The sequence below is a fragment of the Salinivibrio kushneri genome, from assembly GCF_005280275.1.
GTDB classification, from domain to species: domain Bacteria; phylum Pseudomonadota; class Gammaproteobacteria; order Enterobacterales; family Vibrionaceae; genus Salinivibrio; species Salinivibrio kushneri.
In genome coordinates this window covers 1,517,835-1,533,225 of sequence record NZ_CP040021.1, presented here as the reverse complement: position 1 = coordinate 1,533,225, position 15,391 = coordinate 1,517,835, and the positions used below count along the sequence as shown (strand labels likewise).

Below are 15,391 nucleotides of genomic sequence, written 5' to 3'. Positions count from 1 at the left end.
CACTCAATGATAACGAATGCCATTGTGACTGAGGATAAAAATTTCGACGACATTGCCCACAAATTTGTTAAAAACATTTATGGATCGGGCAAAGGCGAAATCCGCCAAGCGGTGGTTTGGCAGGACATAGAGCAGATACTGCACTGTTTCCCGCCTGAGCAGACCCTGCATATTTTAGATGCTGGTGGTGGGGTTGCCCCTATGTCTCGGCACTTGGCGGCGCGTGGTCACAGGGTCACTTTATGTGATCTTTCTTCGCAAATGCTCGACTTAGCCCGTCAGGAGATTGAACAACAGGGCTTACTTGCGCAGTATCAGCTGATTCATTCTTCGGCGCAGACGATTGGCGAATATTTGAGCGAGCCACCGGATGTGATTTTATTCCATGCGGTATTGGAGTGGACTGCTGAACCGGAGCATGTGTTGAAAGACTTGCTCAAGCACTTGCGACCGGGTGGGGTGGCGTCAGTGATGTTCTATAACCAAACCGGGTTGCTCTTCAAGAATCTTGTGTGCGGTAATCTCACCCATGTTGAGGAAGGCATGCCGCATCGCAAGCGGTTTAAACTTCAGCCACCCAAAGGTTTGCACCCCGAGAGTGTCTATCAATGGATGCAAGACAGTGACATTACCCTCAAAGGTAAAACAGGCGTACGCACCTTTCACGATTATATGCGTGATACCAACATTGGTGATTTTACCTTTGAGCAAGTTATTGCATTAGAGCAACAGCTTTGCCGCCAAGAGCCGTTTGTGTCTCTTGGGCGATATATTCATGTCTGGGGCCAACATCATGCCCCAAGCAATCAAGATGAAAACAAGGACAACGGATGAGTGATCAGGCTCAGTCTTCCCAGCATTGGGCAGACGACGCTCAGACAGTACCTGAGTTGGTCAGTTGGGTAAAACAAAGTGGCTTGGGGTTAAACCTGCCGCCGGAGCGCTTGGCATTCTTGCTGGCAATGGCGGTGATGAGCCAGGAACGATTAGAAGATGAGTTGAGTGAACACGAACTCGTGGACGTCTTTCGGTTGGTAAGCGAGCAGTTTACCAATGATGAAGGAGGCAGTCTTGGTAATGTTGCCTTCCGCGCCAACAATGCCATCAACGAAATGGTACAAGCGAGACTGCTAAGTCGGTTTACCAGTGAAATGACTGATGGCGACAGCATTTACCGCCTCACGCCATTGGCGCTCGGTATTGCCGATTATTACGCCCGTCATCGTGAGTATTCGACCTTAAAGCTTTCAGTACAGCTATCCATGGTGGCCGATGAAATTGCCAAGGCGCGCCGAGCGGCGGAAGAAGATGGGGATGCCACTTTTTGGCGCCATAACGTTTATGGCGTGTTGAAGTACTCGGTCGCCGAGATTTTTGACCGCATCGATCTTAACCAGCGGGTAATGGATGAGCAGCAGCAACAGGTCAAAGAAGACATTGCCGCGCTCCTCACCCAGGACTGGCAAGCCGCAATCGCTAACTGCGAATACTTGCTCAACGAAACCTCGAGCACCTTGCAAGAGTTGCAAGAAACACTGCAGGCGGCGGGGGATGAGCTTCAAAGCCAGCTGCTGGAGATCCAAGAAGTGGTTCGCGGCCGCGATGACCTCGATTTCGTCGATAGCATGGTATACAGCTTGCAAATGAAGCTGGACCGTATCGTGAACTGGGGGCAGCAAGCCATCGATTTATGGATAGGTTACGACCGCCATGTGCATAAATTTATTCGTACCGCGATTGATATGGATAAAAACCGTGCATTCAGTCAGCGTTTGCGCCAGTCGGTCTCCGACTATTTTGATAGCCCTTGGTTTTTGACTTACGCCGATGCGGAGCGACTGCGTGATACGCGCGATGAAGCGTTGGTGTTACGTGACGATGAAGTCACGGGCGAGATGCCAGAAGAGGTGGCGTTTGAACAATTAAGTGTGGTTGACGATGGCCTTTCACAGGCAGTGTCACAGATGCTCAACCGCCATCGAGAAACCGGACAAGCGATCGACTTGGGTCGTGTTCTGAAAGATTACTTAGCCGAGCATCCACAAGCTCGTCATTTTGATCTCGCGCGCTTAGTGATCAACCAAGCGGTCCGCATGGGCTACTCCCAATCTGATCTTAACGCGATTCAGCCTGATTGGCAGGCGATTAACGACTTCGGAGCTAAGGTACAAGCGAATGTCATCGATAAATACTGAACAGCCAATGCCAGAAGGGCTGGCCAAAGCCATTGCTAACCCTTTGTTCCCGGCGTTGGACAGTGCATTGCGTGCTGGCCGCCATATTGCCAGCGACGATCTGGATAACCACGCCTTGCTGATGGAATACGAGCAAGCGCTGAATATTTTCTACCAGCGTTATAACGCTGAATTGGTGCGCGCGCCAGAGGGCTTTTTCTATCTTCGCCCGCGTTCAACCAGTTTAATTAGGCGCAGCGTGTTGTCTGAACTGGATATGCTGGTTGGCAAAGTCCTGTGTTTTCTTTACTTAAGCCCAGAGCGCTTGGCACAAGAAGGGATCTTTACCACCCAAGAGCTGTTTGATGAGCTGCTGGCGTTGGCGGATGAGAAAAAACTGATGAAGTTGGTCACGCATCGTGCCACCGGCTCAGATCTTGACCGTGAAAAGCTTTTCGACAAAGTGAAAACCTCGCTGCGACGTTTGCGTCGTCTTGGGATGATTTTACCTATCGGTGAAGGCAGTAAATTCCGCGTCAGTGAAGCGACTTTCCGCTTTGGCGCCGATGTACGAGCCGGGGACGATCCACAAGAAGCCCAGTTGCGTCTGATTCGTGACGGGGAAGCCGTGGTGCATAGCCAAGCGCATATTCAATCAAGCTTGCTCGATGATCACTCGGATGAAGACGCAGACAATGCCGATACAGAGACAACGGAGGAGCCGACAGTATGAGTCAGCGCGGTAAGTATCACTCACTCACCATGGTGAACTGGAACGGCTTTTTTGCCCGAACCTTTGATATTGACTCCCTTGTCACCACCTTATCAGGCGGGAATGGCGCGGGTAAGTCGACCACTATGGCAGCGTTTATCACCTCATTGATCCCTGACCAAACCCTGTTGCACTTCCGTAACACCACAGAGGCAGGCAGCTCAAGTGCGTCTCGTGATAAGGGCTTGCACGGTAAATTGCAGCCAGGTGCCTGCTATGCCGCCTTGGATGTGGTGAATTCACGCCAACAGCGGGTGTTGTTTGGGGTGCGTCTTCAACAAGTGGCGGGGCGTGATAAGAAGGTGGATATCAAGCCGTTCGTTTTACAAGGCTTGCCTTCTTCTGTGGCGCCGACCGATGTGTTGGTCGAGACCTTAAATAACGGTCAAGCGCGTGTACGCCAGCTTAACGAGGTAAAAGAGGCGGCAGGCGAGTATGAAACCGCGCACTTTAAAGCCTTTAACTCGGTCACCGACTATCACGCGCAAATGTTTGAATTTGGCGTGCTACCGAAAAAGCTGCGCACCCAGCAAGACAGAGGCAAGTTTTATCGATTAATTGAGGCGTCACTCTACGGCGGTATTTCCAGCGCGATCACTAAGTCGTTGCGCGAGTATTTGTTGCCACAAAATGGCGGCGTGAAAAAAGCCTTCCAAGATATGGAAGTGGCGCTGAAAGAAAACCGTATGACGCTAGAGGCGATCAAGCTGACGCAGCGCGATCGTGACTTGTTTAAGCATTTGATCACCGAAGCGACCCATTACGTGGCCTCAGACTATATGCGCCATGCCAATGAGCGTCGTAGTAAGCTTGAGCAAGCGCTATCGTTGCGGGCGGAGCTGAACGCTGCCCAGCAGGCGTTGCAGCAAAAGCAGCAGCATGCGGAAACCATGCGCGCAGAATTAGCCGAGTTAGAGGCGGGACAAGATCACCTCGAACAAGATCACCAAGCGGCGGCTGATCATCTGCAGTTGGTGCAATCGGCGATGCGCCAACAAGAAAAGATTCAGCGTTACGAGGAAGATTTACTCGATCTTTCTGAAAAGCTGGAAGAGCAAATCATGGTGGTGGAAGAGGCCACAGAGCAGCTTGCTGAAGCTGAATTGCGTGCGGCACAAAGTGAAGAGGAAGTGGATAGTCTCAAGACTCAGCTTGCTGACTACCAACAAGCGCTCAACACGCAACAAACGCGTTCTCTGCAGTACCAACAAGCCGTCAATGCCTTGGAAACCGCGCGTCGCCTCACTGGCGATGAGACCCTCAGTGCCGACGAGGCCACGACACGATTACACGCGTTAAAAGCACAAGAGTCTGAACAAACCGATCGCGTACTGTCACTCAAGCATAAACGCGATTTGGCGTCAGCGACGGCCAATCAGTTTGAACAGGGCTTGCATCTTTTGCACCGTCTTGATCCCTCTGTGCCCCGTGCTGAGGCTGGCAAGGCCGCCAAACGCTGGGTTGAGCTGGGCAGAGAGCGTCGCTATCTAGCCGACAGTCTAACGCAGCGCCAGTATGAGCAGCGTGAACTGAGCCAACGGGCTGAGCAATATCAGCAAGCGAGCCAGTTCGTGTCGGAATATCAGGACCTAACAGGCGAGTCGCTGGCTGACAGTGACGCGGTCGAGCAAGCCGCAGCGCTGCAGCAAGCACGACGCGACGCGCTACAAGAGGAAAAAGACACCCAAGCTGAGCAACTGCGTGAGCTTGCGCGGACACAGGATGTGGTTGACGCGCAAATCCAAGATCTTGAGCTAAAAGCACCGACTTGGTTTGCGGCCAATGACGCCTTGACCAAACTGGAAAGCCAAACTGAAAAAACTTTGGTGGACAGTCAAGCGGTGATGGAGGCGATGCATGCCACGCATGAGACGGTACGCACGCGCACGCAGCACCAAGATCAGTTGAGTAAACAAAAAACAGAGATTGAACAAGCGATTGAGCAATTAGCGCAGCCAGGTGGCAGCGACGATGCGCAATTGCAAGGCCTCGCCGACACCCTGGGTGGAACTTTACTCTCTGAAATTTATGATGATATCACGCTCGATGACGCCCCTTATTTCAGCGCACTCTATGGCCCGGCGCGGCATGCCATCGTGGTGCCTGATCTTAAAGGCGTTAAAGACAAACTCACTGATTTGGACGCTTGCCCCGATGATCTATACATCATTGAGGGGGATGCCGACGCGTTTGATGATAGCGTGTTTGATGCTCAAGAGCTGTCGGGTGCCGTGTGTGTACACCTAAACGATCGGCAAATGCGCTATTCGCGCTTCCCGACTACGCCTTTGTTTGGTCGAGCTGCCCGTGAGCACCGCCTTGAGCAGCTACGTGAACAACGAGAGGCCTTGGTGGAAGATCATGCCAAAGCCTCTTTTGATGTACAAAAGTGGCAACGCTTGTCACACGCATTTAGCCAGTTTATTGCTGAGCATCTCACGGTGGCGTTTGAGCCCGATCCTGAACAGGCGATCGCCGCTTGCCGCGAGAAACGTGCGCAGACTCAGCGGGCAATAACCGAAGCCAAGCAGGTATTGGCACAACACGAGGCGGCGGTGGCGCGTTGTCAGCAAGCGCTACAAATTCTCGATAAGCTTCGCTACTGTGCCGACGCGCTCACAGAGGAGAATCTCGACGCGCGCGTGCAAGCAGCGGTTGAGCGCGTAGAGGCCGCCAAAGAAGCACAAGGCTTTATCCAACAACATGGTGAAACCTTGGCCGCATTGGAAAGTAGCCTGGCAACACTCGACAGTGACCCTGAGCAATTTGATAAACTAGAACAGGCCTACCAAGAGGCGGATGACACCTTACAGGCGATTAAGCAGCAAGTGTTTGCTGTTGCCGATTTAGCGGAGCGTCGTCCGCATTTTGCCTATCAAGATGCGTCAGACATGCTGACGCAAAGCAGTGAGCTTAACGAACAGCTTAAAGCCAAACTCAAAGACGCCGAGCAGGTGCGCCAACGTGAGCGTGAATCGCTCAAGCAAATTCAGTCGCAGAATAGCCAATATCATCAGGTGCTCGCATCGCTCAAAAGCGCCCATCAATCTAAGCAAGAGACATTGAACGAGTTTAAGCGTGAGCTTAGTGAGTTAGGTGTGCAAGCGGATGAAGACGCCCTGATGCGTGCGCAAAGTCGTCGTGATGCTTTGTACGAGCAAATGCATCAGGCACGGCAGCGCCATAGCGAGCTTTCTCGCGGTATCACATCGCTGGAGATGGAGACCAAATCACTGACCAAAGAGCTGCGTAAACTGCTTAAGCAGTACAAAGAGCTACGTCAGTTTGTGGTCAACGCCAAAGCGGGCTGGTGTAGCGTCCTGCGCATCGCGCGCGACAATGGGGTAGAAAAACAACTGCATCGTCGAGAAATGGCGTATATGTCTGCTGACGAGTTACGTTCGTTATCAGATAAATCGTTAGGGGCATTGCGCCTTGCGGTTGCTGACAACGAAACCTTGCGCGATGCCTTGCGGGCGTCTGAAGATGTTGGACGACCAGAGCGTAAAGTCTTGTTCTACGTGGCTGTGTATCAGCATCTGCGCGAACGTATCCGTCACGATATCATTCGCACCGATGATCCGGTCGAAGCGATTGAGGAAATGGAAGTCGAACTGGCCCGTCTTACTGAAGAGCTTACGCAGCGTGAACAACGCTTGGCGATCAGCTCCGAGTCGGTAGCTAATATTATTCGCAAGACGATTCAGCGCGAACAAAACCGGATCCGCATGCTTAACCAAGGGCTACAGAACGTAGGCTTTGGTCAAGTGCAAGGCGTGCGCCTGAATGTGTCTATCCGTGAAACCCATGCTCAGTTGCTGATGGGCTTGGCTGAACATGCTGACCAGCACCAAGATTTATTCGGTAATCCAAACCTGACGTTTTCGGAAGCGATGGCTAAACTGTTCCAGCGCTTAAACCCGCATATTGAAATGGGGCAACGTGCGCCACAGACCTTAGGGGAAGAGTTGTTAGATTATCGAAACTTCCTCGAATTAGACATTGAGGTGAATCGCGGCACCGACGGCTGGTTGAAAGCGGAATCCGGCGCGTTGTCGACTGGCGAAGCGATTGGTACTGGGCAGGCAATCTTGCTGATGGTGATCCAAAGCTGGGAAGAAGAATCACGCCGACTGCGAGGCAAAGATGTGATCCCTTGTCGCTTACTCTTCCTGGATGAGGCCGCGCGTTTGGATGCTAAATCGATCTCGACCTTGTTTGAATTGTGTCATCGCTTGGATATGCAGCTGTTGATTGCGGCACCGGAAAACATCAGCCCAGAGCAAGGGACGACGTATAAACTGGTGCGTAAAATCTTCAACGATCGCGAACACGTCCATGTCGTGGGCTTACGCGGCTTTGGTGAAGAGAAGCGTCGGGAGCTAGAGCGTGAGCCGGTGATGGAGTAATCGTCAGTCAAGGTGAAAACGAAGGGGTCGGCCTTAAGGCTGACCCCTTTGCGTTTTAGTCGGTTTTAAAATGACCGATAGTGTCAGCCAAGCGTGATGATCGTTGGCTTAAGCCAGTGACGGTTTCGGCGGTGTCATGTGTACGCTGCGAGACAGTTTCAGCTGATTGTGCAATGTCTGTGATGCTTTCGCTGATTTCTGTCGTTACTTGTGTTTGCTGCTGGGTGGCATTGGCAATGTGTGAGGTCATCTGATTGATTTCGGTGACCATGTTGGCAATATCAACTAGCGCAGCGTTATTTTGCTGACAATAGTCCACACAGGTTTCAACGGTTTGGCTGGTGGTATCCATATCTGCCACCGCTGACTGCGTCTCTTGACGTAATGCGGCAATTTTATCGCGGATACTTTCGGTCGAGTCTTGGGTACGTGAGGCGAGGGTGCGTACCTCTTCGGCAACCACGCTGAATCCTCGGCCTTGCTCGCCCGCGCGCGCCGCTTCAATCGCCGCATTCAGTGCCAATAAGTTGGTTTGCTCGGCAATGGCTTGAATTACATCCAGTACGGTGCCGATTTCTTCGCTCTGTTGCGATAAACGCCCCATGGTCGCTGTTGCAGCGTCCATACTCGATGACAAGGTACGGATTTGCGCAACCAGGTCGTCACCAATTCGTGAGCCTTTGTTGACGGCTTGGGTGATGTCATCAGACGCGGTGGAGGCTTGATCTGCATACTGGGCAACATCTGTGACGGAGGTAGCCATTTCTGTCGCTGCTGAGGCAACTTGATGGGTATGCTTGACCTGATCGGTCACGCGATCGCGCATGGTTACCACATCTTGATTGATGTCGCTGGAGGCTTGGCCGAGTAGCCCAGATGCTTGGTGCGCCTCTTGGATCACTTGTTGGAAGCTCGCGAACATATCATTGAGCGAGCGACCAAGCAGCGCCATTTCGTCTTTACCGCTATCGGGTAAACGTTGGGTTAAGTCTTTATCTTCTGCAATGGATTTAATACGTGTAGTGACCGCAATCATGGGTTTGGCAATATTGCCACCGAGAATATAGGCAATCACGATCGCGACAACCACTAACACCAATGAGGTAATCACCGTCGCTTTGAGAATGGTACCCTGCATGGTCGCCACTTGTGATAGCGCTTCCTGTTGACTGATTTGATTGACCAGCGCCCAGCGTTTGCCGAAGACATCAATCGGTGAGTAAGCGGTATAGACGGTTTGGTTGCGATAACTCTGCTCTTTGCCAGTGCCCGTTTTTCCCGCCAGCGCTTGAGCAATGCTTTGGGATGCCATGGGCATTTGACCCGCGGCGGTATCGGTGAAATCAATGCGGCGAACCAAATCGGGTTTGACGCCATTGGTGCGCAGCAAGTGTAGATACTCAGATTTATCCTCTTGTAAAGCGCGCGCTTCGGTGCGAAGGACGTTATCAGGCCCGACCATAAACATTTCGCCGCTTTGTCCAAAGCCTGCTGACTGCCATTGGCCTTGACTGCTGATCACGCCACTTAAACGCTGAATCGGCAATTTAAAGATGAGTACACCCTGCGTTTCGCCGTTCTCGACGATAGGGGTGGCGATAAATGAGGCCGGTTCATCGTAGCTGGGAAAGTAAGGGCGATAATCCACAAAACTGATGGCGCCGGCTTTTGCATCAATCGCCTCTAAAAAGGCATCACCCATGCCGCTAGTAGCGTAGGGGCCCGCAAATAAGCTGGTTCCAAAGTCAATCTCTTTGGCCACCGAGTAGACAATACGGCCATTGGCGTCGGCTAACACGATATCTTGGTAGCCAAACGTTTCGGCAAAGCGATGATAGTTAGGGTGATATTGAGTGTGCACCTTGTCATACGTGGAGCCATCATTGGTGGTCACCAACTTGTCTTTCTCGCCCAAAGGATGGGGGCTGCCGCTGATATAAAATTGCTGCAGTGTCCGCGTGGCAGGGGCGAGCGCAGCGAGATTGGAGCGTGCATTGGCGTTGGTATCGTTGCGCGCTTTGTAAACATCGCCGAAGGTGTCGGTGTAGTAGTCTTGCAGCGCGCGCCGGGCCGCTCTATCAGTGCGGACTTCACGGCTGTAGCGTCGATAAGCTTGGCTAAAAGACGTTACCGCGTTTTCGGTCATGGTGGAGTCGGCCATTGAGGTTAATTGTTGGCCGATAAATGAAAAATAACTGGTTAATTCAGAGTGCTTGGCTTCGCGTACGGCTTTGAGCTGGCTAATGGCCTGCTCTCGCATTTCATCGCCAAACAGTGTGGTGGTTCGGTTTGCCAACACCGCGGCGGTGGCGACAATACAAATAACACAGGCGGAGATGATCGCCGCAGAAACCTTGGTGCGAACTTTCATACTACTAAACTCCTGAAACGTCGTTATGACGGCATCAAATCAAGGCACCTTACTGGCGTAAAGTGGAGGTGGGGGCTTATTCGATAGGGAAATAACATGCTCAAACCGTCAGGTCGCACTCTAGCATGGCCACACTGTGGTATTGGCCAAACTTTTCACCGACATCATTTAGCTGTCCAACTTGTTGGAAGCCAAAGCGACGATGCAATGCTAATGACGCTGGGTTAGGTAGCGTGACGAGAGAATAGGCGCGGCGTAGGGCCTTATCGCGCATTCCGTCGAGCAAGGTTTGCATTAATGCCGAGCCAACCCCACGGCCACCGGCATCGGGGGCCGCATAAATGGTGATTTCTGAGGCGATGTGGAAAGCCTGCTTGGGATTGAAAGGCGTATTGTAAGCAAAGCCAAGGATTTGTTGGTCTTGCTCTGCCACCCAGGCTTGATAGCAGGAGGACGGATCAAACTGAGCGAACCATTGTTCACGTTCAGCTAATGGCCATGGGCACAAGTCAAACGTAATGGCAGTGTGTGTAATGTAATAATTATAAATCGTATTGATCGCGTCACAATCACGCAATTCCATGCGTCGAATAAGCATTTTCGCTTCCTTTTCGCTTTTTTTGCGCGATATAAGATAACGAAGTTCAACGCATTCGCCAAGTGTTGGTGATAAATGAAACACTTGTCGTGCATTTAATGCCCAAATGTTGCTGTCTTTTGCGCGAAAACAAACGCACGCACTGTTAGGCTAACAAAATGCTCGATAAGGCATTGAGGGTGGCGGAAGATCGGATTAGCATGAGGTTTCTAGTTCTCGGCATAAAGGATCCGTTTTGTCAGAGTTTAAAGCGACATCTATTTCTCCAGTCGGTCCGTTTTTCTCGCCCATGGTGCAAGGTTACTGGCGGCTGGATGATTGGCAAATGACGCCGCAGCAGCGCTTAAGCTTTCTTAAGGCGCACATCGACTTAGGTATTACCACGGTCGACCATGCGGATATTTACGGCGATTATCGCTGTGAGACACTGTTTGGCCAAGCGCTGAACCTTGACCCCAGCGTCAGAGACGATATCCAAGTGGTGTCGAAATGCGATATCAATTTGGTCAGTGAGGCGGCCCCAAACCGTAAAATTAACCATTACGATACCAGTTACCGGCATATTTTGGCGTCGGTGGATAATTCCTTGTCACGCTTGGGCGTAGAAAAACTGGATGTGTTACTGCTCCACCGTCCTGATGCGTTAATGGATGCAGATGAAGTGGCTGAAGCCTTCACGACGTTGCGCCACCACGGCAAGGTGGCGCACTTTGGTGTCTCTAACTTCACGCCTTCACAGTTCGACCTGCTTCAGTCTCGTTGGGATGAATCCTTGGTGACCAACCAAGTAGAAATCAACCCGCTACGGTTTGATGTGGTGCATGACGGTACGCTGGATCAGTTACAGCGGTTGCGTATTAAACCGATGGCGTGGTCTTGCCTTGCAGGCGGCGAGATGTTTAACGGTGAGTCTGAGCAGGCTGTACGGGTACGTGATACCTTGCATGCTATTGGCGAAGAGCTAGGTGGTGCGACGATCGATCAGGTGATTTATGCCTGGGTGATGCGTCATCCGTCTCAACCTTTGCCGATTATTGGCTCGGGGAATATTGAGCGCGTTAAAGCTGCCAAAGCGGCTTATGACCTCAACCTTACGCGTGAGCAATGGTATCGGATATGGGTGGCGTCAAAAGGCCACAATGTCCCTTAAATAACAGCGTGTAACCGACTGACTCTCAATTAATAAGGCGGCTATTAGCCGTCTTTTTGTTGATTGTTCAGTGACGGAAAGGGTCACTAGGTGATATGTCTGACGAATGAGTGGAAAACGCTAAACGGTGCGAATGAAAGTAGCATGCAGAGCCAGCGCATGACTGATGGCGACAAAAAGCGAACGTCCCTTGCTTTTAATACGCCACTTTCTTTTATTACGCCGTAGTAGGCAGGTGAGACCGGTGGAGACATCCTGTTTACCCGCCGGAGACCATTATTTTTTTGCTTGGAGTTGCGAATTATGTGAGGTGAGGGCAGACACTTCTAACATCGGTGCCGCATCAATATCATCGGCGTTCATCATCGAAGAGATACGCTGTACCGAAGACAGTAATAACGATTGCTCCCACTCATCTAAACTTTGAAAGCGTGAAATAAAGTTTTCTTGTAGGGGTTTGGGTGCTTGTTCTAACGCCGCTTCCCCTTGCTCGGTCAAGTGGGCATGCACTTTACGTTTATCAAGCTCACTACGAACACGCAAAATTAATCCGCGCTTCTCAAGACGATCAAGAATCGTCGTTGCCGTTGCCTGGCTCATGTTGGTGTGAGTAGAGAGCTTACGAATAGTCACTTGACCCAACTCTTTGATCGCACGCATCAACACCAGCTGTGGGCCCGTGATCCCAGAGACTTTGTTAAGTTTTCGTGAATGCAAGTCTATTGCGCGGATGATTTGCCGCAGCGCAACCAGTACTTCTTCGTGTTTTTCCATTTATTCACCTCCACCAGAAAAAATCGCCAACGAAACTTACAATACCCGCGGTTGGAGTGCAAAGGCATCGAGAGAAAAATCGATTTTTTATGGTTTTTTCACTATCAAATAATCAATGTGCTTTCAGTCTATTATAACCCTTAGCGTGTAAATTAAATCTAATTTATTGTTATTTTTAACTGTTTCAGTGAGCGGACGCAAAAAGTGCTACATAGTCATTAGTTTAAGTGGTCAAGAGGTCGGATCAGCATTGCAACAAGTTGCACTAAACCCTGCTTGTAGTGTGGAGATCACAGCTTTGATAATAGCCTCAATTCCTTGTTGCATTTAGTAACATAATGCTTAGAATCTCTCGCATACAAACGATAATAGTTCTCATAACTGTTCATACTAAAGCGAAGGACAAAGCACTATGGAAATGACCCCTTTTAAGCGTAACCTTATTGCGCTTTCCTTATTTGCCGCGCCTCTGGGCGTTAATGCGGCGACGCAAGAAGACGTTGTTGAACATTACGCCGATATCGCGCATGCGGTATTCGCAGACTCCCACACGACGGCGGTCGCGCTTGATGAAGCCATTGAGGCTTTTACTGCCAGCCCCTCTCAAAAAACCTTTCAGGCAGCAAAAAAAGCATGGTTAGACGCACGAGTGCCTTATCAGCAGTCAGAAGTGTTCCGTTTTGGCAATGCGATTGTTGATGACTGGGAAGGGCAGCTGAACGCATGGCCACTGGATGAAGGTTTGATTGATTATGTGGCGGACGGTTATCAAGCCGAGCTGGGTAACGCCGGTGCGACAGCAAACATTATTGCTAACCAAAGCATTCAAATTGGTGCGACGGATCTCGATGTCGCTGACATTACGCCAAAACTGTTGGCCAGTCTCAATGAGGTAGGCGGGTCAGAAGCGAACGTGGCTTCCGGTTATCATGCGATTGAGTTTTTGCTTTGGGGGCAAGACTTAAATGGCACTCATCCAGGGGCTGGCGAGCGCCCATACTCAGACTTTGCTTACGGGGAAGATTGCACGAACGGCCACTGCGACCGTCGCCGCGAGTACTTGAAAGCGGCCGCCGATCTCTTGGTGGATGATTTAGCCTGGATGCGCGACCAGTGGGCGGACGGTAATAAAGACAACTACCGCGCGAGTCTGTTAGCGGATTCTAGCGAGAACGGCTTACGTAAGATGCTGTTTGGTATGGGGTCTCTCTCGTTGGGTGAATTGGCGGGTGAGCGCATGAAAGTCGCATTGGAAGCCAACTCGACCGAAGACGAACACGATTGTTTCTCTGATAATACCCACAACTCGCACTTTTACAATGAGCAGGGTATTTACAACGTCATGATGGGCGCTTATCAGCGTGTTGACGGTAGCAAACTGACAGGGCCATCCGTGCTTGACTTAGTCAAAGACAAAGATACTGACGCGGCCAACGCGATCAAGACAAGCTTTGAGCAAGCGCGTGAGCAAGTAAAAACACTTGTTGTGTCAGCGGAAAAAGACAATGTGCATTTTGATCAATTAATCGCGGCGGGCAACAATGAGGGTAACCAACTCGTCAATGCATCCATCACCGCACTGGTTGACCAAACCAAACACATTGAGAAAGCCGCTCAGATCATCGGCATTGATAATCTCAACCCAGATACCGCGGATCATCAATTCTAATTGTCCGCTAATGATGTCAAGCCCCGTGCCGCGGGGCTTTTTGCTTTGTCAGGATACAACATGAAGTCCAAAGTCATTGTTTACCTTGGTGCAATCGGCGTCAGTGCCTTGGTGAGCGCGTCAGCGGTTGCTTTCGAACGCACCTCGGGTGGCAGTACCACGGTGATTAAAGAAGGGGCCAACGCTTTTTCCCAGCCTGCCGCTAACTTACCCATGAGCGAGCGCATCGACTTCAGTGTCGGGAACAGTTTTTTTCGTAATCCTTGGGTCAGCTCGCCGGCTTCAACCGATGCGCGTGATGGGCTTGGCCCTTTATTCAATACCAATGGCTGTCAGAATTGTCATATTAAAGATGGCCGTGGGCATCCGCCTTCTCCTGGTGATACTAATGCCGTGTCGATGTTGGTGCGATTGAGTGTGCCGGCAATGACCGAAGCAGAACGGCAGAAATTGATCCAATATGGCAATATTCCCGAGCCAAATTACGGGGGACAATTACAAGATTTTGCCCTGCCAGGTGCCAAGCCAGAAGGAAAAGTTGCCTTAACCTATTCAGACGTTCCTGTGACTTTTGCCGATGGTGAGACCGTCACTCTGCGTCAGCCACATTTAACCGTCACCGAGCTTAACTATGGGCCGATGGCAGAGAATGTTCAGATGTCGGCGCGGATTGCGCCCCCAATGATTGGATTGGGGTTGTTGGAATCTATTCCAGCGGAAGACATTTACGCATTGGCTGATCCTGAAGATGCCAATGGTGATGGGATCTCAGGTCGTCCCAATCAAGTGTGGGATATCGACAAGCAACGCACTGCGCTTGGCCGGTTTGGTTGGAAGGCGGGACTACCCACGGTTAACCAACAAAACGCCGCGGCCTTCAATGGCGATGTGGGATTAACCACTTCCATGTTTCCGCACCACAATTGTATGCCGTCACAGTCTGTGTGCGACGAGATGCCTAATGGTGGCGATCCAGAAGTCAGCGATAATATCCTCGGGTTTGTCGAATTTTACGCCCGTCATTTGGCGGTTCCAGCGCGTCGCAATATGCAGGATCCTGCCGTGAAACAGGGGCAAGATATCTTCGTGCAAACGGGCTGCAATGCCTGCCATGTGGCGTCATTTACTACCGCAAAACGCCCCGAACTTAGCGCACTGAGCGAGCAGCGTATTCACCCCTATACGGATTTGTTGTTGCATGACATGGGAGCGGGGCTAGCGGATCATCGAGGAGAGTTTATCGCCAACGGTAGAGAGTGGCGCACACCACCTTTGTGGGGGATTGGGTACACCAAAGAAGTGAATGCGGATGCCACCTATCTGCACGATGGTCGCGCGCGTACCCTCATGGAAGCCATTTTATGGCATGATGGCGAAGCCGCCAGTGCGAAACAGCGGGTGCTGGCGATGCCGAAAGCGGAGCGTGACGCCTTAATCGCGTTTTTACGTTCCTTATAACAACAATATGCTGGAG

General features: G+C 51.2%; 10 protein-coding genes. 7 read left to right on the top strand and 3 right to left on the bottom strand.

Annotated features, from left to right (window positions below):
* Positions 1-24 precede the first annotated feature (24 nt).
* The 4 genes from cmoM to mukB are packed head-to-tail and all read left to right on the top strand — an operon-like array spanning position 25 to position 7,355.
* Entirely contained in the window at positions 25-834 is an 810-nt protein-coding gene (gene cmoM, locus FCN78_RS07235) for a tRNA uridine 5-oxyacetic acid(34) methyltransferase CmoM (RefSeq protein WP_235607525.1), read from the top strand.
* Positions 831-2,195: a chromosome partition protein MukF gene (gene mukF, locus FCN78_RS07230; protein ID WP_069362518.1), complete on the top strand. Its 1,365-nt coding sequence runs from the start codon at positions 831-833 to the stop codon at positions 2,193-2,195. Before cmoM ends, mukF begins: the two co-directional genes overlap by 4 nt.
* Positions 2,176-2,907 carry a chromosome partition protein MukE gene (gene mukE / locus FCN78_RS07225; RefSeq protein WP_069362517.1) on the top strand — a complete coding sequence of 244 codons (732 nt, stop codon included), beginning with the start codon at positions 2,176-2,178 and terminating at the stop codon, positions 2,905-2,907. Before mukF ends, mukE begins: the two co-directional genes overlap by 20 nt.
* Positions 2,904-7,355, top strand: coding sequence for a chromosome partition protein MukB (gene mukB / locus FCN78_RS07220; protein WP_077658691.1), 4,452 nt, complete (start codon positions 2,904-2,906; stop codon positions 7,353-7,355). The genes mukE and mukB overlap by 4 nt, the downstream gene beginning before the upstream one ends.
* A 55-nt stretch (positions 7,356-7,410) precedes the next feature.
* Here the strand turns inward: mukB and FCN78_RS07215 are convergent, their stop codons facing one another.
* Positions 7,411-9,726, bottom strand: coding sequence for a methyl-accepting chemotaxis protein (locus tag FCN78_RS07215; RefSeq protein ID WP_077658690.1), 2,316 nt, complete (start codon positions 9,724-9,726; stop codon positions 7,411-7,413).
* 100 nt (positions 9,727-9,826) lie between these two features.
* Positions 9,827-10,324 carry a GNAT family N-acetyltransferase gene (locus FCN78_RS07210; protein ID WP_077458229.1) on the bottom strand — a complete coding sequence of 166 codons (498 nt, stop codon included), beginning with the start codon at positions 10,322-10,324 and terminating at the stop codon, positions 9,827-9,829.
* A 289-nt stretch (positions 10,325-10,613) separates the two neighbouring features.
* Between FCN78_RS07210 and FCN78_RS07205 the strand changes: the two genes are divergently transcribed.
* On the top strand, positions 10,614-11,474 hold the full coding sequence (locus FCN78_RS07205) for an aldo/keto reductase (RefSeq protein WP_077658780.1): 861 nt from the start codon (positions 10,614-10,616) through the stop codon (positions 11,472-11,474).
* 276 nt (positions 11,475-11,750) lie between these two features.
* On the opposite strand, the gene FCN78_RS07200 is transcribed toward FCN78_RS07205, so the two are convergent.
* Positions 11,751-12,248: a MarR family winged helix-turn-helix transcriptional regulator gene (locus FCN78_RS07200; protein ID WP_069362512.1), complete on the bottom strand. Its 498-nt coding sequence runs from the start codon at positions 12,246-12,248 to the stop codon at positions 11,751-11,753.
* A gap of 418 nt (positions 12,249-12,666) precedes the next feature.
* Between FCN78_RS07200 and FCN78_RS07195 the strand changes: the two genes are divergently transcribed.
* Complete coding sequence (locus FCN78_RS07195; RefSeq protein ID WP_100298020.1) at positions 12,667-13,917, top strand: imelysin family protein; 1,251 nt, start codon at positions 12,667-12,669, stop codon at positions 13,915-13,917.
* Positions 13,918-13,977: 60 nt separating this feature from the next.
* Positions 13,978-15,375: a di-heme oxidoreductase family protein gene (locus FCN78_RS07190; RefSeq protein WP_077458225.1), complete on the top strand. Its 1,398-nt coding sequence runs from the start codon at positions 13,978-13,980 to the stop codon at positions 15,373-15,375.
* Positions 15,376-15,391 lie beyond the last annotated feature (16 nt).